Raw genomic sequence first — 24,779 nt, forward strand, 5'->3', positions numbered from 1 at the left:
ATGTCCAAGCTCAAGGCCAATTTGCTGCTGCTGTTTGCCGCTGCCTTATGGGGCTTGGGCAATGTCGCGCAAAAGACGGTGCTTGCTCATCTCGACCCGCTGAGTGCCGTCGGCCTGCGCTGCCTGATCGGTGGGCTGCTTATGCTGCCTTTCGTCTTGACCGAAAGGCGACTGCCTGCCGGGCCGGGCTATTTTTCCAGCCTGGCCAAGGTGAGCTTGCTATTTGCCATCTCCATCACGCTTCAGCAGCTTTGCTATCTCGGCGCCACAGTCACAAATGCTAGCTTCCTGGTGAGCACGGCAACGGTGATGACACCACTGGCCGCCTGGCTGCTCATCGGCGAACGTCCGACAGCGAGCCTTGCCGTCGCCGCGGGGTTGACCGTGCTCGGGGCCCTGCTTTTGTCCGGCGGGATCGCCGGTCTCAGCGGCAGCGATCTCACCGCCATCCTGTCGGCTGCCTGCTATGCGCTCTGGATGGTCGAGCTTGGCCGGCACATGCAGACCCATGCGCGGCCGTTCACTGCCGCGGCGACACAGTTCCTGGGCGCCGCTGCCTTTGCCCTGCCGCTCGGGGAATTGCAAGGCAACCTGTCGCTGGCCGCTGCATTTGCGGCCGGTCCGGAACTCGCAGTCCTCGGCGTGTTCTCCACCGCAATCGCCTTCGGCATACAGATTGCCGCCCAGCGCTTCACCTCCGCCAGTCATGCCGCGGTGATCGTCAGTGCCGAAAGCGTTTTCGGGGCGCTGGGCGCGGCGATCTTCCTCGGCGAACGGAACTCACCCGCGGGCGCAATGGGTGCCGCGATCATTCTCGGTGCGATCCTGTCCGTCGCAATGTCGAACCGAACGCCGCGGGCACGCACGCCCTTGCTGGCCGGTCCTATTCCCTTCGACGCGGCGCCTGCCTTTGTGACTACGCGTGCAGCTTGGGCGGGCGATCGTCCCGCCCCCAATTCAGGTTCAATGGAGGAATGTGATGACCCTTGCCGGTGATGCGAACGTATTCCAGACCCGACTGCCACCCGGCACGGCGCTGATGGCCTCAATCGGCCTGGCAGCGGTCGCCGTGTCGATGGCGGCCGTACTTGTCGCGGGGGTGCTGTGATGAACGCGCGGGCAATCCTTCTGTCGCTCGTACATTTGGTATCGGCGCTTCGCGCGACGGAGCGATCCCCCAGAGAGCTGGCAAAGCGGGCCAGTTCATTCCTGAGACTGGCGGGGACACTTGCAGCTTCGGTGTTTTGGGGACTACAGGCACACGCAGCCGACGTTGATGTTGCCGTTGTATTCGCTGTCGACTTCTCGTCCTCGATCGATCCGGAGATTGCCGACCTGCAGCGCGAGGGTCATGCTGCAGCGCTCACTTCGCCAGAGATCATAGCAGCCGTCACGCGGAACTACGTTGGCTGCATCAGCGTGGCCTACTTTGAATGGTCGAGTCCCGGGCACACACGCATTGTGCTGCCGTGGACAAGCATCTGCGGGCTGGAAGATGCCAAGGCGGCTGCGGAGGTGATCAGCAAGAAAGGCGATACCGGCTATATTCGCAGAGGGCGAAGCGGAACGTCCGTTTCCTCGGCCATCGACGTTGGAAGTCTTCTGCTCGACCAGTTTCCGGGAAAGGCGGCCAAGAAAGTAATCGACATCTCTTCCAATGGTGAGAACAACGACGGACTTCCCGTTCAACCGAGCAGGCTGAACGCTATTGCCAAGGGATACACGATCAACGCGATCGCCATTCCAACGGAAGATGAGAATCCCGACCAATCATTGGCATCCTATTTTGCCAAATCGGTCATTGGCGGATCCCAAGCCTTTGTCATAACGCCGAAGGGGCCAAACGACTACGCTATGGCTCTTCGCCGCAAGCTGGTCACGGAAGTAAGCATGAACGTCGACCGGCAATTCCCGCAACAGACGGATGGGCGCTCTTCGCAACCGTAATTCCGGACATTGAGAGGATTAGCCTAACAGATTTGGACCAACTATCAGCACCACGGCACTACTCCCCACCCCGCTTCTGCGCGATAATATCCAGGCGCTCGCGGTCGGAGCGTTCGCGCTCGTCGCGGTTGCGCACGTCCTTGTAGGCGCGCTCGACCATGTTGGTGCGGGCGGTCGCGGCGGCGATGAGGCTGGCTTCTTGCTTCGCGCTTGCCAGGTTCGCCTCCTGGCGGACGACGGCTTGGGCGATGCGGCGGTGGTAGAGATCGGGAAACAGGCCGGAGAGAGAATTGTCCTGGTCGAAATGCCCGACAAGATCGCGGACTTCGGCCTCGGCGGCACTGGCCGCGGCAAGGAAGGTGGCATGACGGGTTTCGTGCAGCGCCTTCAGCTGTTCCTGCACCTTGACCAATTTCCTGAGGCGGTCCTTGCGCGGGCTCATTTCTATCTTGCCAATGTCAGGTCGACAAAGCCGTCGACGAACAGCGACAGCATGGTGCCGACGGCGAAATAGAAGATGATCATGCCGCCGGCTATGATGAAGGGCTGGGAGATGAAATAGATCGGGATTTGCGGGGTCAGCTTGTTGACGAAGCCGATCGTCAGATTGACGAGAATGGCATAGGCGACAAACGGGCTGCCGAGGCGGATGACCAGGAAGAAGGTGTCCGACACCGTGTCGGTGACATCGACCAGTGCGGCCTGCGGGTTGAAGAAGATGTTGACTGGCGCGACCGTGTAGGAAGACACCAGCGCGCGTATTATCTCGTGGTCGAAATCGAAGACGAACAGCATCAACAGGGCCGAGAACGAGATGATGGCGGCAAGGGCCGCCTGGGGTTCCGGCTCCTCGATCGCCGGTCCGCCCGAGCCACCATAGCCGATCAGCATGGCGATGGCCGAGCCCATGAAGCGCAGGGCTTCCATGTAGAGCCTGGTCATGGCGCCGATCAGGCCGCCGACCAGGAGTTCCGAGATGATCATCGGCACCAGGATCTGCGGGCGCGGATCGACGAAGGGAAAGATCTTGTCCCACAGGAAGGCGAGCAGGCCGCCGGTGGCGGCGACCGCGACGAACAGCCTGACCTGGACCGGAACGCGGGCGCTGGACAGGCCGGGCATCAGCATGAAGCAGGCGCCGATGCGGCAGAAGGCGAGGAACCCCGCGATGACGACGCCTTGCGAAAGCACGGTCACGATATGGTTCCGAGCACCCTGATCTCGACGCCCTTGGCGATTTCGACATGGCTGAGCACCGGCAGCGTGGTGAACAGCCGCTCGATGATCATGCGCACATAGGGGCGGGCGTCGGGCGCGGTGACCAGCACGAAACGCTCGCCGGCTTCCAGATATTTCTTGATCGCCTTGGTCGCGTCCTGGCCGAATTCCTCCAGCTGGCGCGGGTCGATGTCGAACTCGCGCACTTCGCCCTTGGCGTCGCGCTTGAGGCTCTGGTGGAAGGCGAGATCCCAGCGGTTGCCGAGGCGCAGTACCTTCAGCACGCCGCCCTCGGAGAGGTCACCGCAGATCTGCTGGGCCATGCGGATGCGGACATGCTCGACGATCTGCTCGGTGCGGCGCACATGCGGTGCGATCTCGGCGATGGCCTCGATGATCAGGTGCAGATTGCGGATCGAGACACGCTCGGCGAGCAGCAGCTTCAGCACCGCCTGCAGGCCGGGATAGGAGATGTGCGTGGTGCAGATCTCGTCGGCGAGCTTGCGATATTCCTGGTCCTGCCGTTCGAGCAGCGCCTTCATGTCCTTGTAGGACAGAAGCTGAGGCAGGTTGTTGCGGATGACCTCGGAGAGATGGGTCAGCAGCACCGACATGTTGTCGGCGAAGGTGTAGTTCTCGCGCTTCAGATCCTCGGCGAAGGCTTCGACCACCGAATAGGCGCGCATGCCGAAGGCCGGCTCGCGGATTTCCTCGCCCGGTATTTCGGGGATGTCGCGATTGCCGAGCAGCACCATGATCTCGCCGACACGCATCTGGTATTCGGCCACCACGGTGCCGTGCACCTTGATCTGGTAGCTCTTCGGCGGGATGGCGAAATCGTCGGCGACACGCACTTCCGGTACGACGAAGCCATATTGGGTGGCGAATTTCTTGCGCATCTTGCCCATGCGGAAAACCAGTTCCTGATGCGACGTCAGCAGCCTTGTCGACAGCTGCTTGCCGATCAAAAGCTCGATCTCGGCGGTGGCGAGCGAGGCCTTGACCGAATTCTTCTCCTCCTCGACCTTGGTCGCCTTTTCCTGATCCTTGATCGCCTCGGCTTCGGCGAGGGCGCGGTTGGCGCGCATCGGGATGATGTAGCCGAGGCCGGCCATGCCGGCGGCAAGCGCAAAGAACGGGAACAGCGGCAGGCCGGGCATCAGGCCGAGGAGCACCAGCAGCGATGCCGCCACGTACAGCGCGCGCGGATGGGCGCCGAGCTGGCCGAACACCGCCTGGTTGGTCGAGCCGCGGGTGCCGCCCTTGGAGACGAGCAGGCCGGCGGCCAGCGACACGATCAGCGCCGGGATCTGGGTGACGAGGCCGTCGCCGACCGACAGCTTGATGAACACGTCGGCGGCTTCGCCCATGCCCATGCCGTGTCTGATGTAGCCGATGGCGATGCCGCCGACGATGTTGATGGCGGTGATGATGAGGCCGGCGATGGCGTCGCCGCGGACGAATTTCGAGGCACCGTCCATCGAGCCGAAGAAGGAGGACTCTTCCTCCAGTTCGCGACGCCGAAGCTGTGCGGTCTTGTCGTCGATCATGCCGGCGGAAAGGTCGGCGTCGATCGACATCTGCTTGCCGGGGATGGCGTCGAGGGTGAAGCGCGCGCCGACTTCGGCGATACGGGTGGCGCCCTTGGTGATGACGATGAAGTTCACCACGATCAGGATCATGAAGACGATGAGGCCGATGACGAAGTCGCTGGCCATCACCAGCTTGGAGAAGCCGGCGATGACATAGCCCGCGGCGTGGGTGCCCTCATTGCCATGCGACAGGATCATGCGCGTGGTGGCGATGTTGAGCGACAGCCGCAGCATGGTGGCGATGAGCAGCACGGTCGGAAACGACGAGAAATCGAGCGGCCGCTGGATCCACAGCGCCACCATCAGGATCAGCACCGAAAGCGCGATCGAGAAGGCGAGGCCGATGTCGATGAGAAAGGCCGGGATCGGCAAGAACAGCACGGCCAGGATGATGACGATGCCGATGGCAAAGAAAACGTCGCGGCCATTCTTGGCCACCGCGCCGGGCTGGATGCTTTCGCTGATCGCCATGTCGTCCCCAAAACCATTGACTGCCGAGCGCGCGACAGCCCTGTGAGGGTAGCCCGCCAAGCTTGCGCGAGGGTGGGAGACTGGCTAGTTCGAACGATCATGCGCAGGTCGCCGTGTCGGCCGGCCTCGCAAAGAAGGGGAAGAACCCATGCTTCTGATCATCGGCACCATCCGCTTGCCGCCAAACAAATTGGAGGAAGCCAAGCCCGCAATGGAGCGCATGGTTTCCGGTAGCCGCGCCGAGCCCGGTTGCCTCGAATATTCCTACGCGCAGGACGTCTTCGATGCCGGGCTCATCCGGGTCACGGAAATCTGGAGCGACAGGGCAGCGCTCGACCTCCATTTCGCCTCGCCGCACCTTGCCGACTGGCGCGCAAGCTGGCCGGCGCTTGGCATAGGCGAGCGCAACCTCGTGCTCTATGAAGCCGGCGAGCCCATGCCGACCTGATCGATCCGCCGACCGGCTGCCTGCCGGTCGCCGGCGAGCGCCGTTGCGTTCCAGTCAAGGCAGTAACGGCCGCAAGCTGCCGGTCCATGCCACAATGGCGCCTTGTCTGTCGCCATTGTGGTTGCCATGCCGTGTCGCCGGGCGTATCAGGCGGGCCTTCCATTGCCCTTTCCGATATCGGCGAGCCGCCCCGGTGCTTTCCAGAAACCAACCGCAAGTTTATGCACGCCGGCTGCGCGCGGTGCTGATCAGGTCGCTGCCGCTGCTCGAGGCGCGCGGCATCGCGGTGGTCATTCTGGCCGGCGTCGTAGGTGTCATGGCGGGCATTTTGGTCACGGCGATGAGCCAGATCGTGCAGGATCTGCACGGGCTGTTGTTCGGCGTCCAGCCCGGCGGCCGGCTTTCCGCCATGTTCTCGCTCGCCAATCCGATGCAGGCGCTGATACCGGCGATCGGCGGCATCCTGCTTGGGCTGACGGTGGTCTGGCTCAGGATACGGAAATTCCGCACGCCGATCGACCCGATCGAAGCCAATGCACTCTACGGTGGGCGCATGTCGCTGACCGACACCTTCATCATTGCCGGCCAGACCATGATCTCCAGCGGTTTTGGCGCCTCGGTCGGGCTGGAAGCCGGCTACACGCAGGTCGGCTCCGGCCTGGCATCGCGGCTGGCTGGCATTTTCAGGCTGCGCCGCAACGATGTCCGCATCCTGGTCGGCTGTGGTGCGGCCGGCGCCATCGCCGCCGCCTTCGATGCACCGCTGACCGGCGCCTTCTACGGCTTCGAACTGGTCATCGGCATCTACTCGGTCGCCAATGTCGCACCTGTCATGACCGCCGCAATCTGCGCCTCTCTGACCGCCGAAATGTTCGGCGGCGTGCCGTTTCCGCTCGAGCTTTCCGGCCTGCCGGCGCTCACCGCCAGCCAGTACGTGCCGTTCCTGCTGCTTGGCCTGCTCGGCGGTGCCGCCTCGATCGCCATCATGCATCTGGTGACACTGATCGAGCGCGGTTTCGCCAGGCTGTCGATCGATGCGTCGCTGCGCCCCGTCATTGGCGGCGTCATCGTTGGCTTGTTGGGGCTGATCACGCCGCAGGTCCTGTCCAGCGGCCATGGCGCGCTGCATCGCGAATTCTCGATGAATTACGGGCTGGCCGTGGTGGCCAGCGTCTTCGTGCTCAAACTGGCGGCATCGGCGGTCTCGCTGGGTTCGGGCTTCCGCGGCGGGCTGTTCTTCGCCTCGCTGTTCCTCGGCGCGCTGCTCGGCAAGGCGTTTGCGGATGTCATGGTTGTCGTCTCGCCGGCAACCGGCATCGACCCTGCCGTTGCCGCCGTCGTTGGCATGACGTCGCTTGCCGTCGGTGTCGTCGGCGGTCCGCTGACGATGACTTTCCTGGCGCTGGAATCGACCCGCGACCTGACGCTGACCGGTGTCGTGCTGGCCGCCTCGATCATGTCGGCGATCCTGGTGCGCGAGACCTTCGGCTACTCGTTCTCGACATGGCGCTTCCATCTGCGCGGCGAGACCATCCGCAGTGCCCACGATGTCGGGTGGATGCGCAGCCTCACCGTAGGCTCGATGATGCGCAAGGACATCAAGACCATCTATGCCTCGACGACGCTGGCGGCCTTCCGCAAGCAAGTACCGCTCGGTTCAGCCCAGCGCGTCATCGCCGTCGACGCGGGCGATCACTATGTCGGCGTGTTGATCGTGGCCGAACTGCACAGCGATCCCTCCGATGGCGAGGTGCCGGTGCGCGATCTTGCCAAATACAAGGACGCGGTGCTGGTGCCGAGCATGAACGTGCAGGCCGCCGCCGAGACGTTCCAGCGCGCGGGCGCCGAAGAACTCGCCGTGGTCGAGGATTTCACCGACCATATCGTTCTGGGGCTGTTGACCGAAGGCCATTTGATGCGGCGCTATGCCGAGGAACTCGACAAGGCGCGCCGGGACCTGTCGGGCGAGGGTTAAGCACCCCCCAAGGGTCAATGCTCGATTGGTCCCTTGGCCATCACAAGCGCTGTGCCCGCGGTCGTCGGGCGCTCGATCATGCGTCGCACGCGGGGCGGCTCGTCGCCGCTGTGCAGCGCCCGCACACGCTCGCCGATGACGGCGTCGGCATGGGTGATGCGTCCATTGTGGCGCACATATTCGATCCAGGTCGGCGTGTGGTAGTGCTCGATCCATATGGTGGGATTCTCGAGATCGCGCGCCAGTGTCCAGTTGCGGGCGCCGTCACGACGGCGGATGCGGCCGCGTTCGGCCATGATGGCGAGGAATTCCGGTTCGTCCTCGTGCCGGATCACATACTCGATCATGATGGCGATGGGACCACTGCGCGGCTTCAGGTCAAGCGCCAAATGCGGTTCCTTGAAGCGATTGAGCGGGTCGAGGTTGAGCACCTGCTGTTGCGGTAGCGGGAGCAAAAGACCGATGGCGCCGCCGGCCAGCATGGCGATGCTGGCGGCGATCAGCGCGGTTTCGGCGCCATGCGCATCGGCGACGACGCCCCAGATCCAGCTGCCGAGCGCGATGCCGCCAAAGGTCGCCGTCTGATAGACCGACAGCACCCGGCCGACCACCCAGCGTGGTGTCGCCATCTGCACGGTGACGTTGAAATGCGAAAGCGCGATCACCCAGCAGGCGCCGCCGACAAGCAGGCCGAGCGACGTCTGCCAGGCATGATGGCTGACGGCGGCATTGAAGGCGCAGACGGCGAAGCCGGCGAAAGCACAGCGCACCATCGTCTCGCTGGACAGCAACTGCCGCAGCCTGACGCTGATCAGCGCGCCGCCGACCGCGCCGACGCCGAAAGCGCCGAGCATGATGCCGTAGGTCAGCGCGTCGCCCTTGACGACGTCACGCGCCACCAGCGGCAGCAGTGCCAGCACAGCACCTGCGCTGAAGCCGAAAGCAGCGCCCCTGACCAGCACCTTGCCGATGTTGGGCGACATGGCGACATAGCGCAGGCCGGCGCCCATGGCGGCACCCAGCGACTCGCGTGGCAAGGTCGATACCGGCACGTCCGGTTTCCAGCGCGCCAGCACGACGATCAGGCCGATATAGCTCACCGCGTTCGCCGCGAAGGCGGCGGCCGCACCGGCTGCGGCGACGATGATGCCGCCGATCGCCGCGCCGACGCTGCGCGTCAGGTTGAAGCCCAGGGAATTGAGCGCGACGGCGGCCGGCACCTTGTTGCGAGGAACGATGTCGCCGACGGAGGCCTGCCATGACGGGTTGTTGAGCGCCGTGCCGCTGTCGATCAGGAAGGTGAAGGCAAGCAGCGTCCACGGCGTGATCAGGCCGGAACAGGTGAACAGGGTCAGAAGCACCGAGACCACCAGCATGAAGGTCTGGGCGACCAGCATCACCTTGCGCCGGTCGAAACTATCGGCGATGGCGCCAGCGACGAGCGCAAACAGCATGATCGGCAAGGTGGTCGAAGCCTGGACCAGGGCGACCTGATAGGGCGAGGTGGCGATCGTGGTCATCATCCAGGCGGCGCCGACGCCCTGGATCAGGCCGCCGAAATTCGAGACGAGACTTGCGCCCCACACGGCGCGGAAAATGCCGTGCCGGAAGGGCGCCAGCGCCGAGACGCTCTCGCTTTCCGGCTTTTCGTCAATCATCTGGGGTTCCTGCCATGTCGTGCCGATTCGTCAGACGATCCGTTTGCTCAGACCGTTTGCCGAAAGTAGGGCATGGCGCCGCAAAGGGCGAATGTCTTTCGAAAAAGCTCATGGTCCAACAATGGGATAGAGGAGGTCCACGCCTTATCTGCCACCAAATCCGAGGGCATGCGTCGATCAGCGCGCGTCACGGACCGCCGCGTGCAGCGCTTCGGTGAGCTGGCTCGTGGTCTCGCCGCCGACATGCAGGCGAAGGAAAAGCTCCATGCCCACCAGCCGCAGCCGCGATGGCTGGTCGCGCCTCGCCAGGTCGATGAGGTCGTCGACGGAGGATGAAGGCCACTTCATGGCGTCGCGCAGAAGACCGCCGTGCAGCAAGCCCTGCGTGCCGGCGGTGAAATTGCCAGACACCTCGAAACCGATCTTTCGGGCATGGACATTCTGCGGCGGAATGTGTTTTTCCGCGACTTTCTTCAGCAGCCATTTTCCTTGCTTCTGGCGGTATTTGTGCCGCCTCGGCAGATGGATGGCGAAGTCGATCAGCCGGTTTTCGAGGAACGGCACCCTCAGTTCGACGGACGCTGCCATGCTCAGCCGGTCATGCCTGTGCAGCAGGTCCTGCAGGTGCGAATACATGTCCTGGAGGCAGCAGCCCAGGAAGGCGCGGTCGCCGAGCGACGCCACTGGTTCCAGCCGGTCGAAGATCCTCATTTGCAGAAAGTTCAGTTCCGGCGACAGCGCCCTGAGCACGATGTTGCGATCCCAGCCATGAGTGGAGCCAATCGATGTCCGGAAGGGGGCCTGGCGCTGACGCTCGAACCTCAGGGCAAGCCGGCGCTTCGACCGAAACAGCCGCCCCGGCCACGACCAGGGGCGCCACAATCTCATGCTGGCCACCTGCCAGCCATAGCCGCCAAACAGTTCGTCGGCGCCTTCTCCGGTAAGCAGCACCTTGACGCCGTCGGCCCGGCATTGCTCGGCAAGTGCCAGCAGGCCGACATGGCTTGCATGCCAGCCGTCGCTTTCCAGGTGCCAGACGGCTCTTGGCCAGAGTTCGAGAAACCGGTCCTTGTCGACCGGCACCCTGTGCAGGGTCACGCCGGCATGACGGGCGGTGCGTTCGGCATCCTCGGCTTCGCTGTGGCCGACGCGCGGGTCGACGACGTAGGCTGATATCTCGGGCCTGAACCGTTTCGCCAGCGTGGTGACGAGGCCGGAATCGACGCCGCCGCTGCAAGCCGCCGCGAGGCTGGTATCGGCGATGCAGTGGAGTTCGACACTGTCCCGTACCAACGCCTCCAGCGTTGCCATGTGCTCGGCGTCGGTGGCCGTATCATTGGCGATGCGGGCCGCGTCGAGGACGTCGAGCACGTGCCAGAAGCAGCGCTTCTCGATGCCGGTGTCGCTGATCTTCCACAGGCCTGCCGGCGGCAGCCGCTCAATTCCCTGGAACAGGCTGAAGCTCGAGTCGCGGCTCTGCCAGGCGAGGCGCAAAGTGATCTCGCGGGCATCGACGTCGCGCGCGACGTCATCGCAGGCCAGGATCGCCTTGTCCTCGGAGGCGAAGAGGATCCGGTCGCCCGTCTCGGCCACCGACATCGGCTTGATGCCGAGGCGGTCGCGCGCAAGCCACAAGGCGCCGGCCCGCGCGTCGAAATAGGCTAGGGAAAACATGCCGTCGAACAGCGGAATGGCGTTGGCCGGGCCCCAGTGGTGCAAGGCCTCGAGAACCACCTCGGTGTCAGAGACCGTTCGAAAGACCCGGCCTTCCGCTTGCAGCGTGTCGCGCAGGAACCGGTAATTGTAGACCTCGCCATTGTAGACCAGCACGCCCTGGCCGCAGGCGGTGAGCATCGGCTCGCGCGCCGCGGCCGAGAGATCGATGATCGAGAGCCGCCGGTGCCCCAGGGCGAGCCGGCTGTCGTTCCATGTGGCATGGTCGTCGGGACCACGGTGCGCCAGCGCCTGCATCATGCGGGCAACGTCGGCGAGGTCGCCGCCGGCGATCGGGTTCCGCTTGCGCCAGACCCCGGCTATGCCGCACATGGTCCGGTCGATCTGGCCTGGTTCATGGGCTTCCGCGAAGACATCGATGCAAATGCGGTGACATCAGACCAGCGACTGCCTTGCCGGATGGCACGATGGCAATCTAACCGGAACCCAGCCGCCTGCAAGCGGGGCCAGCGGTTTCGCAAGCGCGCTTCAGAACCCGTTCTGGATGCGCTCGAAGATGACGTTGGTGAAGGCCGATATCTGGCTGCCGATGAAGGGGCCGGTCAGCGCCACCACGAGCATGATGGCGACGATCTTCGGCACGAAGGTCAAGGTGATCTCCTGGACCTGCGTCAGCGCCTGGATGAGGGCGATGCCGATGCCGACCACCATGGCGACCAGCACCACCGGCGCGGACGCGGTGAGCACCGTCCATACCGCGTACTGGACGATATCGAGGGCGTCGGCCTCGTTCATGGGACTGGCTCTCTGTCGAAAGCGTCAGCTCGCTGCCTTGACCGAGACGCCCGAGCCGACCGCGACTTCGGTGCCGTTCTGCAGCACGGCGATGAGGCCGCTGCTGGCGAGGCGCACCGACGCCACCGTGCCCGTCGTCTTGCCGTCGGCGGAGGTAATCGAGCGCCCGATCAGTGCGTCGGCCTGCGACAATGCCGAGGACTGCATGATCTGGTCGAGCTTGGTGTTGGTCTGCACCGATTGCTCGACCTGCGAGAAGGTGGCGAGCTGGGCGACATACTGCGTCGAGTCCATCGGCTTGGTCGGATCCTGGTTCTTCATCTCGGCGATCAGAAGCTTCAGGAAGGACTGGTAGTCGACCGCTGTCTTCGAAGTCGACGCGGTGGCCTGGTTGGCGCCGGTCGGTATCGTCGTCGTCATGTCCACGTTCATCAGTATCGTGCTCCCACAGCCAGCGGGCGCTCGGCACCCGGAACGTCGTCATTGCCGCCCAGCGCGCGGCGTTCGAGCGGATAGAGCGCGCGAATTGCCTTCAGCGCCTCGTAGATATGATCCTCGCCGACCATGCGGTCGATCTGTTTCAGCGCAGCGCAGATCTGGGTGTCCTCGAAGCTTGCCAGCAGCAGCGGCAGCGAACGCCGGAACATGTCGCGCGCCCCGGCCGCACCGGCCGGGTTCATCAGCATGACCTGCAGGATGAAATACAGCTGCTTGAGCGGTGTCGAGGCGTCGTCGGCCTGGATCACGTGGCTTTCGAGCAGGAACTGGACGTCGTTCATCAATTCGACGGTGACCTTGCGGTCGACCCGGATGACGGCGCCGTTGATGTAGATCTTCTCGTTCGGCTTCAGCGATATCTTCAGCGTGTTGGTCATTGAATGCCGTCCCTGATGATCTGGGACACCTCGATCAGCCCTTCGAAATTGTTGGTGCGGCCCTGGCGGATGTCCTCCGCCTCGCGCAGCAGCCACAGGCCGATGGAAATCAGGTTGGCGCGCAGTTCCTTGGGCAGGGCGTTGTCGCTGGAGCCGAGATCCTCGACGAAGACGGTCCAGACGCGGTTGGTGAAATGCAGCGCCTCGGTCGCCTCCATCGAACCGTGGCCGGCCGCCGCCGCCGCCGCCAGCATGTCGATCGAGCGGGTCAGGAGTTCCCGCTCGCGGTCCTTCGCGTCGGCAACGGAGGTGCTCTGGATGTCGGCGTAGGAGAATTGGTACATCGTTGGGGCTCTACCGTTCCGTTAAGCGTTGTCAGGTCAGGTAATTCAACAGGCTGAGCTGCTGCAGGCGTGCTGTCAGCGCGAAGGACGTTTCGATGTGCTGCGTCAGGTCGGCGACGCGGGTCGCGGCTTCGGCCGGATCGACACCTTCCAGATCGAGAATGTGCCTTTCGAAAAGGTCGACCTGCGTTTTCATCCGGTCGTTCGCATCGGAAACCCGCTTCTGGACGATACCGGCCTCGGACTGAACCTGGGCAATGCCGCTCAGAGCTTCGCCGACGATTGCCGTCGAGCGGCTGACGACCGTATTCTTCGCGGCCTGGCTGATGTTGCTGGACATCAGGCTGGAGACCAGGGCTGCGGCCATTGCGAGCTTCTGGATGCCGTCGCTGTTGGCGCTGGTCGAGGTCGGTGTGGTTTCGTTGAGGGCGATGCGGCTGACGATCTGCTGGTCGGTGGCGTTCGACCAGTTGCCCTGCCAACCCGCGCCCGTGAACTGCGGCGCGACATCATTGGTGATGAAATCGTCCATCTGGGCAGCCGTGATGTTGGCCGCGAGCGGATCGTCCTGGGTGAAACCGAAATTGGCGACGAAGGAAGCATCGAACGCCGCCTTGGCGGGCGAGCCGGCGGCGGTGAAGTCGTTGATCGGCTTGACGTCGGTGTTGGTGCCGGCGAACAGGTATTCGCCATTGACGCTGGTGTTGAGGATCGAGGTCAGCTGCTGGATGGTCGCCTTGCCGGAGGATTGGGTGAGACTGTTGGAAGAATCGCTCGATGAGGCGGTGGTCAGGGCGGACAGCAAGGCCTGCGCTGCGCTGGAGAGCTGGCTAAGCGAGGTCTGCGTCGAGGAGAGCCGGGCGCCGACCAGGCCGTTGGAATCGATGATGACATTGAGCCGGTCAAGATCGCGCTGGAAGGTGACGGCCTGGGTGGTGCGCCCGCCGAGAGCCAGCCCGACATCGGCGACCCTGCCCGTCGAGGATTCTTTCGTGGCTTTGACGAGATCGGCCTGCATGCGCATCTGCTGGGAGCGCATGGCATTCGACAAAGCGGCTGACGAGACTGAAGTCATGGATTATCCCACCGCGTTGAGCAAGGCCGTCAGCATGTCGTCGACGGTTTTCATCATCCGGGCCGATGCCTGATAGGTGTGTTCGAGGTCGAGCAGCAGCGACATTTCCTGGTCGACATTGACGCCGGTCGCGTTGGAAAGCGCCTCGGCGCTGCGCGACGCCAGTGCTTCCTTGGCGTCGGAGGCAGTCGAAGCCTGTTGGCGCACGCCCTCGAACCAGCCGATTGAATTGGCCGCGTAGTCGGAAACGCTGGACGTTGCCGAAACCCCGGCGGCGGGGTCGAAAGTCATTGGCTGGTCGAGCCGATCGCCATAGGCAACCAGAAGGGTGGAATAGGACGCGCCGCCACCGGTGTTGGCGACATAGGCGGCACCATTGGCGCCGCCGTCGCGCAGCAGCGTCGGATTGCCGCCGCTGCTCGGGTCCATCGCCGCATTGACGCTGATGGACGCGGCAAGGCCGTTGACCAACGTGCCCGCGGCCGGGATGGCCGGCGCCCCCGACCAGGTGAACAGGCCGGCGGCATTGGGCATCGAAGGTGCGGTCTCGGCAAAGGCGGTGATCAGGCCACGCGCGGTCTCGTCGAGCTGGCTCTGCATGGTCGAGGCGACGCCGTCGCGCAATTGCAGCAGGCCGGCAAGCGTGCCGCTGGCGCTGGTGTTGCCGCCGGCTCCCGCCGAGATCGGCACATTGTCGATATAGACGGCATTGCCGGCGGCGCCCGCAGTGTAGCCGGCGGATGCCGCGAAGGTGACCGTGCGCGGTATCGTTTCGAACAATGTCGTGCCGTCGCCGGTGGTGATGACCATGTCATTGTCGCCACGCGTGAAGGTCGACACCGGGACATAGTTCGAAATCTTCTTCAAAAGCGCGTCGCGCTGGTCGAGCGCGTCGGAAACGTCGGTGCCGGAACGGGTTCCGGACATGACCGCCGTGTTGGCATCCTGGAACTGGCTGAGCAGCGAGTTCAGGTCGTCGACGGCGGTGGCGATCTGGCCGTCGGTCTGGGTGCGGAAATCCTGGACGGCCTTGGAGCCCTCATTCAGCGAGCGCACGACCTGCTTGGCCGCGTCGATGACACTGGCGCCGAGGTTCTGGTTGGACGGCGAGGTGGCGTAGAGCTGCAGCGCCTTCTGCAGGTCGGCGATCGCGGTCGAGGGCGAGGACGCATTGTCGACGCCGTTGACCGCAACGCCCAGCTGATCCATGCCGCTATAGAGCGCGTTCTGGCCGCTCCAGGCCGACAGCGCGGCGAGGTTCTGGCGGAACAGAAGGTCGTTGGTGGCGCGCTGGATATCAACCGAACGCGCGCCCGGCGCCGTGCTGGTGACGACGGCCTGGCGGCGCGAATAGTCCGGGTTGGAGGCGTCGGCGACGTTGCGCGAGACGACGCTGGTCTGTCGCGCGGTGTTCATAAGCGCCGACTGGGCGATACTCAATGCGGTAGACAGTGACATGCGGGTCTTTCGCGGGCGGCGCCCGTCTTATCGCTTCAGGTTGACAAGGACGTCCATCAGATCGGAACCGGTCTGGAAGACTTTCGAATTGGCGGTGTAGCTGCGCTGCGCCGCGATCATGTTGGTCAGTTCTTCGGCGATATCGACGTTGGAATTCTCGAGCGCGCCGGAGATGATGGAGCCGAGCTTGCCTTCATTGGCGAAGCCGACGCGGACCGCGCCGGATTCGGTGCCCTGCGAGTAGACGTTGCCGGGCAGCGCGGTGAGTTGGTCCGGGCTCTGCACGTCGGCCAGCGGAATCTTGTAGAGCGGCTTGGTCGAGCCGTCCTTGTACTGCGCGTAGATGGTGCCGTCCTTGCTGATCTGGACCTTGTCGATGGTGCTCGGCGCGTTGCCGTTGACCTGGGCGTCGGAAACGGTGAAGCCGGTGCCGAGCTGGGTCAGCGCCGACAGATCGAGTGAAAAGGCAGCGCCATTGGGCACGGTGAGCGAGACGCTGTCGACAGCGCCGGTGAGCTTGCCAGTGGTGGTGTCGAAGGTCAGGTTGGCCGAGCCAAGCGCGCCGCCGGTATAGGGGAATGCTGTTCCGGGCGTGGCCTGCGACTGGTCGAAGACCGAAACCTGCCACGTGCCGGCGCCTGTGTTGGTGAAATAGACGTCGAGCAGCTTCTTGTTGCCGAGATTGTCATAGGCAACCATCGAGGATTTCGAAGTGTACTGCGCGCCGACAGCATTGGTCGTGGGCAGATTGCCGGCCGCGACCGGTGTCGCGCCCGCCGGCAGGTTGCCGGCATAGGTACCCTCGGTGCTCGGCGTTGCGGTCATTCCCTGGTCGGAGATGACAACCGGAACCAGTCCCTCGAAACCGTTGACCGTCGCTGCCGGCACGCCATTCTCGTAGCTGTAGGCCATCAGCTGGAAGCCGGCCGAGTTGACCAGCCTGCCCTGCCCATCGGGAACGAAAGCGCCGGCGCGGGTCAGATAGGGCGTACCGCTCGGATCCTGGACGACAAAGAAGCCATCGCCGCTGACGGCAAGGTCGGAGACCGAGGTCGTGTACTGAAGCACGCCCGGATCGCTGACCGCCTGACGGATCGTCGTGGTGACGCCGCCGGAATTGTAGGCGCCGCCCGTCGACGGCATGACCAGCGTCGAAAATTCGGCGGAGGACCGCTTGTAACCGGTGGTGTCGGAATTGGCGATGTTGTCGGCGACCGTCGACAGGCGGTTTGCCTGCGCGTTCATGCCGGAAACGCCGGTCCGCATCATTCCATAGAGGCTCATCGAAACGTCTCCGCTGTGTCCATGCCACTGGCTACGAGGCTACGCGTGTTTTCTTGCGCGAGGCTGGCGCGGCGCTGCATCAGAAGACGAGCCGGTAGCCGAGGAAACGCTTGGAATCGATCGGGTCGGTGCCCAGCTTTTCGCGCAGCTTCTTGCGCAGTTTGCTGATGTGGCTTTCCACCACGTTCTCCTCGACCTCTTCGTCGAAGATGCCGTAAATGGCGTTGAAAACCTGGGTCTTGGTGACCCGGCGCCCGCGATTGCTTGCCAGATATTCGAGGATGCGGCGTTCGCGGCGCGGCAAGGGTAAAGGCTGACCGTCGATCTCGGGGTCGCGGCCGTCCATGAAGATGCGCATAGCGCCGATCTCGGTGTAGGCGACGTCTTCCTGGGCGCGGCGGCGGATGGCGGTGATGCGGGCCAGGATCTCGCGGATATGAACGGGCTTGCGAATGACGTCGTCGACGCCGCTCTCGAACAACCGCAGCGTGTTCTCCAGGGAATGCTGTTCGCTGAGCGCAATGACCGGAGCGCCGGTGCGGTCGCGGATCTGGCGGGGAGAGATGGAACCTTCGCGGCAGTCGCCGATGAGGAAGGCCCGGACCGAGCGCAGATCGGTGTCGGCGGCCGAGTTCACCCACTCACCGAACTCGCCGGATGCAAAGCCTGCACAGGCGATGCCCTCACGATCGAAAAGTGAATTGTATCCCTCTGTTACGAGCTCGCGCTCGTCAACGATTACAATCATCGGCCCCGCCTTCCGAATCAAATCATTTGCCCCGTGAAGAGAGGCGTATCCGCTGGCGAGAATCCTGAACAACCGTCATTTCTTGTAGCTAGTTTCTTGGGAGTCTGGAATCGCACCGGTTGCATTAGCATGCAGCCAGATATGCTTTCGGCGGCAAGATCTGACCAAGTCAAAAGGGCAAAACAAGGTTGCGCGCTTGGCCTATTAGAAGCGGGAAATACGCTTACGGGTTGCAGAAGCCGCGAGCATTCGCGGTCCATTTTCCAAAGCCGGTGGCGACCATGTTGGCAATGACGCGGCAGACATAGATCTTCTGCGCCGGATCGTTGTCGGGGCCGGCATGATAGCGGGCGACGGCCATCGACCAGGTCTCGTGGCGGGCATGGAGGCTGGCCAGGAAGCGCGCCGCATAGTCGACGTTCTGGTGTGGGTCGAGCATGTCCTCGACGCTGCGAAAATGCGAAGCGTGGTAGTGGTGGTTGATCTGCATGCAGCCCAGATCGATCAGCGTCTTGCCCTCGCGCCGGGCATTGGCGAAGGCGGCAAGGGCCTCGGTCCGGCTTCTCGGAAAGACCGCTTTTCCCTCTATATTCAAGGCGTTGGGTTGAAGGCTTCCCTTGTTTCCGGTCTCCGTCAAGCCAACGGCATAGAGGATGCCGGCGGGCACGCCATAGCGATCGGCGGCGCGCAGGATCTCCGGCTCGCAAGGGTTGGCCGCGGTCGCGGCAGCACTTGCCGCGCTAGATAAAGATATCGCCGCCAGCGCGCTCGCGAGAAGGCGAAGTGCCACGGCCGTAGTCCTGGGCGTCATCGTTGCGGTTCCCTGAGGATTGCCGACCCGGTTGCTGGCCGCCGGCTCCACCATTGCCGCCGCCCGAATTCCCCGGTTGAAAGGATGATGGATCGCGGCCTGTTGCCGCCGGCAAGGGGGCGGTTGCATCGGTGCGGGCTGTAGAGGGAATTGCTACCGAAGGTTGTAAGATTGTGACCTTGTCAACCTCGAAGCCGAGCCCCCGCAGCGACTTGACGATGGCCTCGCTGTCGGCGGACAGCCGACGATAGGCGTCGTGTGTTTCAGGCTTCAGCTCAATCGAAAGTTGTTCTCCGGAGAGGCGAAGATGGGCCGTCACCATGCCGAGTTCGGCGGGGTGAAGTTCGATCTTCAACACATGTGTCGGAACGGCAACAGGGCTGGCCAGCTGAGCGGCCGCGGATGAGGCTGAAAGCGCCTTTTGCGGGCCGCTGTCGGCGGCTATGGCGTTGATCACATTGAGGGCTGCCTGGCTGATGGGACTCTGCGGCGGTGCGGGGAAGCTCTGTTCGGACACCACGTCGATGCGTGCGGCGGACAGGGACTGTTTTCCCGCTTCGGGCCGCATCGAGGACTGGACATCCCCGATACTCTTCATCGCCGACGCGGCGTGCTTCGACTGCACGCCAGGCACGTCGGCAGCCGGCGCGTCCGGCAGCTTCAGGGCGGCCACTGTGTTGTCGCGTTTCGGCGCGCTGGAGGCAGAGCTCGGCGGCTGGGCGTCAAGCTCCGTCAAAGGCCCGTCGACGATCGACACTTGCTCCGGCTTCGACATGGTTTCGAGGGCCTCGCGTCCGGCCGTGGATCTTGATCGATAGTTTTTTGGCAGGGGAGCTTGTCCATCGAGCGCCGGGTTCGGCGGGCTGTCGCCGGGTGCCGCGTCGCGCCCGGCCGCCTTGGCCGACGTCGAGAAATGCCGCAGGTCATGAAACGCGATCAGCAACGACAGGTCGTCCTGGAGCGGCACGGCATCGGCATCCGGCGTCGTCTCTTCAGCGTCGTCCTTGTGCGCCTTTGCCTCCAGATCGTCCTTGCCGATTTTCACGGTCGGCACCTTGGCCGAGGCGGCCTTTCCGGGATCGGCCGATGCCGGTTCGGCCTTGCCGCCATGCCCGGCAAGGCCGGCGGCGAGCTTGGCCCAGCGCTGGTCGCGCGATCCCGCTTCGGTCGTCGGCTGCCGTTCCGGGCGGGCAGGATCCGTGTCGCCGCGCAGCATCTTGCCGAAGCCGGCGTCGTCGTTCCTACCATTCGCAGCCGGCTGCTCCGACGTCGTGCGCGTGGAGGCAAATCCTGGCAAGGCCGAGCCGAGGCTGGTGGTCATTTGGGGGCGGCTCCAAGCATCTGGTCGATCAGGTCGAGCTGTCGACGTGTTCTGGTCATGGCGGCGTCGGTCGGATCGGTGGGCTCGGGACCGGCTGCCGGCGACGGTGCCGAGGCCGGCATGACAGTCGCTGTGTCGGTGGATGTGGCTGCAACCGCCACCGTGTTCGGCGCATTGGCCGCTGGTCCGCCAGGGGCTGCGGTGACGGCAGGTTGCTCCGCGATCGCGCCTTCGACCGGTGGCAGTCCGCTGTCGTCGGCGCCTTGCGCCGTGGCGATCTCGGGCGCCGGCGTTTGCTCGGCCGCAACAGGGGCAGGCTTTTCCTTGGGAAGGGTGGCGGGCGGCGCGACGACCTCGCCGGCAATGGCCTGAGCGGCGTCGAGCAAGGCGCGGTCGCCTTCCGACAGCCTGGTGCGGTCGATCTTGCCGAGCTTGGCGCGAACGTCCTCGATGGTGCCCGAGGTGACGGTGGAAAGGCTGGCATAGAGCAGGGCGCGTGGATCGTCCTGGTTGGTGTTGCCGTCGCGGCCCTGCTCGGCCCGCGCCGAAGCAAAAGCCGACAGCTCGTTCAGGCCGTCAATCGCGGCGCGGCGGGCGATGCGCAGATAGATCACCTTCTCGCGCTCGGGATCCATCATCGAGGTGATGTCGCCCAGCTTGTCCTGGCTGATCGACATATGCAGCGCGATGACGCCGGAGACGAAGGAGTCGGCGAACTGGCTGGCATAGGGCGAATAGAGGTAGCGCTCGACATATTGGGTGGAGGCAAGCGCGAAGCGTGCCGCGTCACCTTGCGCGACAGCAATGCCGACCGAACGGCGGAGTGCCGCTTCCTCGACCAGCGTGCCCGGACTGAGCAATCTTGCCTCGTCGAGCAGACCGAGTGCGGCCGCCGGCTGGTCGCCGGCAAGCAGCGAGCCTTTGACCAGGGCAAGGAAAGCGCCGAGATCGGGAGGCAGCGCCATGGGATCGATCGGATTCAACGCTTCGATCGCCTCGCCGGGCCGGCCGTTGAGGTAGTCGATCACGCCTTTGGCTATGGCAAGGCTTTGCGGGTCGGTCGTGGCGCGCGACGTGGCGGCTTCGACGGTCACCGGGTTGCCGCCGCTCATGCCGTAGACAAGCAGGGCGCGAAAATTCTTCGGATCCTTGTAATCCTCGGCATCCGCCGCGCGCAGGCGCGCATCCGCCATTTCCAGCAGCTTGGCCTGCATCGGCAGGGCGGCATGATCGCCGGCGGCTATGCGGTCCTGGATGAGCTGCAACGAGCGCACCAGCTGATACGGCTCCAGCGCATCCTGGGCAAAGCCGGCCGAAGGGTATCCGCCGGCCAGCAGCAACAGGCCAATCAACCGGCTGGTGACGGCCGCTCGCCTCATCCGCCGGTCGCCATCAAAATTTCGATGCGGCGATTCACGGCCGACAATGGATCCGCGGGATCCTTCGGCTGGCGATCGGCGAAGCCGGCGACCTCGGTGATACGGCGTTCGTCGACGCCGCCGCGCACGAGCATGTAGTAGGCGGAATGCGCGCGCGCCGTCGACAGTCGCCAATTGTCGTAGCTGTCGCTGCGGAACGGCCGGGCGTCGGTGTGGCCGTTGATGCTGATGGTGCCCTTCTGGCTGTTGACGATGCGGCCGATCTTCTCCATCGCCAGCACCAGTTCGCGGCTCGGCAGCGCCGAGCCAACCTCGAACATGCCGAAGTCGAGCTGGTCGGTGATCGAGATGACGACGCCCTTGTCGGTGGCTTCGACCGAGACGCCGTCATGCAGCTTGTCGCCGGGCTTGAAGGCATCGGCCAATTGCCGCTTGACGTCGGCCGCGGCCTTGACAGCGGCGGCGGTCGGCGCCTTCTCGCCGGTGTCCGGCTTGGCAGGCTTTTGCGCATCAGCCTCGACCTTGGCCGCATTCGCGGCCTTGGTGTCGCCCGGCTTGGTCTCGCCAGGTTTGATCTCGCTTGGCTTCGTGTCGCCGGCCTTGGCCATTGCCGTGGCGGGGTTCGCGGCTTGCTTGCCTGTCGCGTCCTGGGCCAGAGGCTCGAGCGGTGCGGCCGTGACAGGCGGTACGGCTTTGACTTTGGGCACTTGCGTTTCGGCGGTCTTGTCCCCGGGCTTGACCGGATCGCCCTCGATCCTGGTGCGCTCGGCACTGGCCTCGGCGGCGGGCGCCGCCACCTGCTGTGACCAGAAATCCGGCTCGAAGGGATCGCGATAGGAGGCGCCGCCGGAGGCGCCCGTCGCCGGGCCGGCTGCCTGCGCGCCGCCGTCACCCTTCTGGCTGACATTCTGCATGACGCCGGTATCGGTGGCGATTTCCGAAAGCACCGCGTAAGGATCGGCGAACAGATGCTCGTCCGAGTGTTCCGCCTGCGGGAGTTCTTGTTTGTCCTGTTTGCGTTCCGCCGAGCCATCGCCGTCCTGGCCGGCCTTGCTGGTCGCCTTCTTCGGATTGTCGGCCGTCGTCCCGATCGCGCGCGGACCGTCGCCGAGATCCTCCAGGCCCTTGCGGCTCGAATTGCGGTCGACCAGCTTGACCGGGTTGAAGTAGCTGGCGACGGCTGCCTTGGTCTGCTCGTTGGCGGCGTTGATCAGCCACATGACCAGGAAGAAACACATCATGGCCGTCATGAAATCGGCGAAGGCGATCTTCCAGACGCCGCCATGGTGGGCCTCGTCATGGTCGTCATGGCCACGCCGCACGATGATGATTTCGTGGGGTGTGTGTCCGGCCTCGGCGACGCTCATGCCAGAACCTCTGAAAGGGTCGTCGACCATTCGGCCATGCGTGTCTCGAACACCGCTTCGTCGATGGCGACGGTGAGGTCGAAGCCTGGTGCCTCGACGAAGTCGAGATTGGCTGCGCGAGAGCCGAGCGATGCCTTCAGTGTCTCGAACAGCGAGAGCGGCCCGCGCACAGCGATGCGCACCGCTTCGGCATCGCCGACCGCTTCGCGTATCGCGCTGGCGAGCACCTCGATCGAGCGTTTCTGCAGATCGTCGCTGACGATGCCGCCGATGATGCGGGCGACCGTGGCGGCGACAAGCCCGGTCACGCGCGCCTCCATGGCATCGATGCGCGACGAGACCGCCTTGCCGACATCGTCGCCGAGGCTTTCGAGAAATACCCTTGCTTCCTCTGCATTGGCCTGGCGTTCGGCTTCTAGTGCGGCATCATGCGCAACCGACAGGCGTGTCTCGAGCGCCGCTTCAGCCTGGGCAACCGCTTCCGCGATCAGCGTGCCGATGTCGGCTTGCGGCGCTGGCGTCTCGGGCTTGTGTTGCGGATCGGCGGCGGCCCGGGGCTGGCCGGCACGTTGCGTGCGGGTGCCGAAATCAGGCAGAAGGTCGAAGAGGGCTACGGAGGGCATGGCTTACACCGCGACTTCCTGGGCAGCCCATTTGCGCAGGATCTGCGCGGTGCGCTCTTCGTTGAGGTCGACCATCCGGGCAAGCCGATCCTGCGGCGCCGGCCTGATCTTCTGGCGAAGATCGTCGAGTGGTGTCGGACCTGGGCGCGAGCCGGGCAAGGCGGCAACCGCTGCATTGTCGGCGGCGGCCGTTGCCTCCGGCGTCGGCAGCGAGCGCTGGACATCATCGAAGCTGGGGCCTGACAGGGCCGGTGTCGCCTTTGCCGTCAGAGCCGACGCCATCGGCCTCAGGCCGAAGAAGGCGACCAGGAACACCACGACGATGAAGGCGCCGGCATTGATCAGGGTGCCGGCATGCTGGCCAATGGAATCGAGCATTCCAGCCTGCGGGATCGCTTCGCCATCCAGCCCATCGATGAACTCGACCGCCGAGACGTCGATGACGTCGCCGCGCTTTTCGTCGAAGCCGGTTGCCGAGGTCACCATCTTCTGGATGTCGGCGACGCGCTTGGCAATCTGCTCCGGCGTGGCGTCCTTGCCGAGGATGGTCATCAGCCGCTGCTGGTTGACGACGACGGCAATCGACATCTTGGTGACGCTGTAGCCGTTGGAGACTGTGGCGATCTTCTTTGAATTGATCTCGTAGTTGGTGATCTCTTCCCTGCGGTCGTTCTGCGAGGAGGATTGCGGACCGTCGGTGGCGGTTGCCTGGGTCTCGGGCAGGTTCTGCTCGACGCTGGCCGGGGTCGAGGCCTGCTTCTGATTGTTGTTCTCGTTGGCGCGCACCGACTGCACCGAGCGCTCGACGCGGGAGTTCGGATCGAAAATGGTTTCTTCCGTCTGACGGGTGTCTGTGTTGACCTCGGCCTTGACGCTGGCACGGAAATTGTCGGGGCCGAGATAGGCCGTCAGCGCGCGGCGGATGTTGTCGCCGATCTGCGTCTCGACGGTCTGCTCGACGCCGAGCGTGCGGGCGGCGCTGGTGTTGGAAGGATCATCGCCCGCAGCCAGCAGATTGCCGCTGGAATCGAGCACCGTCACCTTGTCGGCCGACAGGCCGGGGACGGCGGCGGCGACAAGATGGCGGATCGACATGGCGCTCTTCTCGGCGTCGATGCCGGCGTAGCGGATGACCACAGAGGCGGAAGGCTGCTGCTCGTCGCGGCGGAAATTGGCGCGCTCGGACATGACGATGTGCACGCGCGCCGCCTTGATGCCCGATATCGACTGGATGGTGCGCGCGATCTCGCCTTCCAGCGCGCGCACGCGGGTGATCTGTTGCATGAAGGAGGTGAGGCCGAGCGAGCCGACATTGTCGAACAGTTCGTAGCCGGCATTGGCGCTGGTCGGCAGGCCCTTTTCGGCAAGCAGCATGCGCGCCTGCGCGGTGGTGCCGGCCGGCACCAGCACCGAGGTTCCGTCGGCGCCGACATCGAAGCCGATGCCGGCTTCGCCCAGCACCAGGCCGATCTGGTTCACGTCGGCGCGGTCAAGCCCGACATAGAGCGTGTCGTAGGCGGGGCGGTTGAGATAGACCGAGGCGATGCCGATGACGCCCATCACCAGAACGGCGATGCCCGCCAGCATGGCGAGGCGCTTCACGCCAAACCCGCGGAGATTCGAGATGATGCTCTGGATCTGTTCCGGCACGGTTCAACGACTCCCAGCATGATTGTCCGCCGGAACTCTAGTCCTCGAAGCTTGTGCGAAAATGAA

At 64.4% G+C, this 24,779-nt stretch carries 24 protein-coding genes; 5 read left to right on the forward strand and 19 right to left on the reverse strand.

Translation table 11 applies throughout. The features are described from left to right. From FCU66_RS09085 to FCU66_RS09090, 3 genes are read left to right on the forward strand one after another with little or no spacing between them, the layout of a single operon-like run. Window positions 1–996, forward strand: coding sequence for a DMT family transporter (locus FCU66_RS09085; RefSeq protein ID WP_136616752.1), 996 nt, complete (start codon window positions 1–3; stop codon window positions 994–996). Beyond that, entirely contained in the window at window positions 980–1,108 is a 129-nt protein-coding gene (locus FCU66_RS42510) for a hypothetical protein (RefSeq protein ID WP_281285509.1), read from the forward strand. The genes FCU66_RS09085 and FCU66_RS42510 overlap by 17 nt, the downstream gene beginning before the upstream one ends. Further along, a complete protein-coding gene (locus FCU66_RS09090; protein WP_136616753.1) occupies window positions 1,108–1,947 on the forward strand; it encodes a DUF1194 domain-containing protein in 840 nt (279 codons plus the stop codon). Before FCU66_RS42510 ends, FCU66_RS09090 begins: the two co-directional genes overlap by 1 nt. Before the next feature lie 58 nt (window positions 1,948–2,005). Here FCU66_RS09090 and FCU66_RS09095 read toward each other — a convergent pair whose 3' ends face one another. Genes FCU66_RS09095 through flhA form a run of 3 tightly spaced genes read right to left on the reverse strand, consistent with a single transcriptional unit; the run spans window position 2,006 to window position 5,228 of the window. Then, complete coding sequence (locus FCU66_RS09095) at window positions 2,006–2,389, reverse strand: hypothetical protein (RefSeq protein ID WP_136616754.1); 384 nt, start codon at window positions 2,387–2,389, stop codon at window positions 2,006–2,008. A gap of 2 nt (window positions 2,390–2,391) precedes the next feature. Beyond that, window positions 2,392–3,144 (reverse strand): flagellar biosynthetic protein FliR, encoded by a 753-nt coding sequence (gene fliR / locus FCU66_RS09100; RefSeq protein WP_136616755.1) that lies wholly within the window; start codon window positions 3,142–3,144, stop codon window positions 2,392–2,394. Next, the gene (gene flhA, locus FCU66_RS09105; protein ID WP_136616756.1) at window positions 3,141–5,228 is read right to left on the reverse strand and encodes a flagellar biosynthesis protein FlhA; all 2,088 of its coding nucleotides are present in this window, start codon (window positions 5,226–5,228) and stop codon (window positions 3,141–3,143) included. The genes fliR and flhA overlap by 4 nt, the downstream gene beginning before the upstream one ends. A gap of 148 nt (window positions 5,229–5,376) precedes the next feature. Between flhA and FCU66_RS09110 the strand changes: the two genes are divergently transcribed. Both FCU66_RS09110 and FCU66_RS09115 read left to right on the forward strand, forming a co-directional pair. After that, a complete protein-coding gene (locus FCU66_RS09110; RefSeq protein WP_136616757.1) occupies window positions 5,377–5,676 on the forward strand; it encodes a putative quinol monooxygenase in 300 nt (99 codons plus the stop codon). 193 nt (window positions 5,677–5,869) lie between these two features. Then, window positions 5,870–7,651: a chloride channel protein gene (locus FCU66_RS09115; protein ID WP_136616758.1), complete on the forward strand. Its 1,782-nt coding sequence runs from the start codon at window positions 5,870–5,872 to the stop codon at window positions 7,649–7,651. 14 nt (window positions 7,652–7,665) lie between these two features. On the opposite strand, the gene FCU66_RS09120 is transcribed toward FCU66_RS09115, so the two are convergent. The 16 genes from FCU66_RS09120 to fliF all read right to left on the reverse strand — a co-directional run bounded on the left by FCU66_RS09120 (window position 7,666) and on the right by fliF (window position 24,713). Continuing rightward, window positions 7,666–9,309, reverse strand: a complete 1,644-nt coding sequence (locus tag FCU66_RS09120) for an MFS transporter (protein WP_136616759.1) — start codon at window positions 9,307–9,309, stop codon at window positions 7,666–7,668. Between the two features lie 177 nt (window positions 9,310–9,486). Continuing rightward, the gene (gene asnB, locus FCU66_RS09125; RefSeq protein WP_136616760.1) at window positions 9,487–11,355 is read right to left on the reverse strand and encodes an asparagine synthase (glutamine-hydrolyzing); all 1,869 of its coding nucleotides are present in this window, start codon (window positions 11,353–11,355) and stop codon (window positions 9,487–9,489) included. A gap of 156 nt (window positions 11,356–11,511) precedes the next feature. Then, window positions 11,512–11,778 carry a flagellar biosynthesis protein FliQ gene (fliQ, locus tag FCU66_RS09130; RefSeq protein ID WP_023761707.1) on the reverse strand — a complete coding sequence of 89 codons (267 nt, stop codon included), beginning with the start codon at window positions 11,776–11,778 and terminating at the stop codon, window positions 11,512–11,514. A 24-nt stretch (window positions 11,779–11,802) separates the two neighbouring features. Beyond that, window positions 11,803–12,210, reverse strand: a complete 408-nt coding sequence (flgD, locus tag FCU66_RS09135; RefSeq protein WP_136616761.1) for a flagellar hook assembly protein FlgD — start codon at window positions 12,208–12,210, stop codon at window positions 11,803–11,805. Then, window positions 12,210–12,653, reverse strand: a complete 444-nt coding sequence (flbT, locus tag FCU66_RS09140; RefSeq protein WP_109659360.1) for a flagellar biosynthesis repressor FlbT — start codon at window positions 12,651–12,653, stop codon at window positions 12,210–12,212. The genes flgD and flbT overlap by 1 nt, the downstream gene beginning before the upstream one ends. Continuing rightward, entirely contained in the window at window positions 12,650–12,997 is a 348-nt protein-coding gene (gene flaF / locus FCU66_RS09145) for a flagellar biosynthesis regulator FlaF (RefSeq protein WP_136616762.1), read from the reverse strand. The genes flbT and flaF overlap by 4 nt, the downstream gene beginning before the upstream one ends. Before the next feature lie 31 nt (window positions 12,998–13,028). After that, window positions 13,029–14,072, reverse strand: coding sequence for a flagellar hook-associated family protein (locus FCU66_RS09150; RefSeq protein ID WP_136616763.1), 1,044 nt, complete (start codon window positions 14,070–14,072; stop codon window positions 13,029–13,031). Window positions 14,073–14,075: 3 nt separating this feature from the next. Continuing rightward, entirely contained in the window at window positions 14,076–15,530 is a 1,455-nt protein-coding gene (gene flgK, locus FCU66_RS09155) for a flagellar hook-associated protein FlgK (RefSeq protein ID WP_136616764.1), read from the reverse strand. A 27-nt stretch (window positions 15,531–15,557) separates the two neighbouring features. Then, window positions 15,558–16,814 (reverse strand): flagellar hook protein FlgE, encoded by a 1,257-nt coding sequence (locus tag FCU66_RS09160; protein ID WP_136616765.1) that lies wholly within the window; start codon window positions 16,812–16,814, stop codon window positions 15,558–15,560. 79 nt (window positions 16,815–16,893) lie between these two features. Then, window positions 16,894–17,562, reverse strand: coding sequence for a response regulator transcription factor (locus tag FCU66_RS09165; protein ID WP_013529780.1), 669 nt, complete (start codon window positions 17,560–17,562; stop codon window positions 16,894–16,896). A gap of 223 nt (window positions 17,563–17,785) precedes the next feature. Continuing rightward, entirely contained in the window at window positions 17,786–18,373 is a 588-nt protein-coding gene (locus tag FCU66_RS09170; protein WP_168991768.1) for a transglycosylase SLT domain-containing protein, read from the reverse strand. Continuing rightward, the gene (gene fliK / locus FCU66_RS09175; RefSeq protein WP_136616766.1) at window positions 18,303–19,694 is read right to left on the reverse strand and encodes a flagellar hook-length control protein FliK; all 1,392 of its coding nucleotides are present in this window, start codon (window positions 19,692–19,694) and stop codon (window positions 18,303–18,305) included. Before fliK ends, FCU66_RS09170 begins: the two co-directional genes overlap by 71 nt. Beyond that, complete coding sequence (locus FCU66_RS09180) at window positions 19,691–21,073, reverse strand: chemotaxis protein MotC (RefSeq protein ID WP_136616767.1); 1,383 nt, start codon at window positions 21,071–21,073, stop codon at window positions 19,691–19,693. The genes fliK and FCU66_RS09180 overlap by 4 nt, the downstream gene beginning before the upstream one ends. Beyond that, on the reverse strand, window positions 21,070–22,440 hold the full coding sequence (locus FCU66_RS09185; protein ID WP_136616768.1) for a MotB family protein: 1,371 nt from the start codon (window positions 22,438–22,440) through the stop codon (window positions 21,070–21,072). The genes FCU66_RS09180 and FCU66_RS09185 overlap by 4 nt, the downstream gene beginning before the upstream one ends. Then, window positions 22,437–23,063 carry a hypothetical protein gene (locus FCU66_RS09190; protein WP_136616769.1) on the reverse strand — a complete coding sequence of 209 codons (627 nt, stop codon included), beginning with the start codon at window positions 23,061–23,063 and terminating at the stop codon, window positions 22,437–22,439. Before FCU66_RS09190 ends, FCU66_RS09185 begins: the two co-directional genes overlap by 4 nt. 3 nt (window positions 23,064–23,066) lie before the next feature. Then, window positions 23,067–24,713 carry a flagellar basal-body MS-ring/collar protein FliF gene (gene fliF, locus FCU66_RS09195; RefSeq protein ID WP_136616770.1) on the reverse strand — a complete coding sequence of 549 codons (1,647 nt, stop codon included), beginning with the start codon at window positions 24,711–24,713 and terminating at the stop codon, window positions 23,067–23,069. Window positions 24,714–24,779 lie beyond the last annotated feature (66 nt).

The sequence above is a fragment of the Mesorhizobium norvegicum genome, assembly GCF_004919685.1.
GTDB lineage: Bacteria > Pseudomonadota > Alphaproteobacteria > Rhizobiales > Rhizobiaceae > Mesorhizobium > Mesorhizobium norvegicum.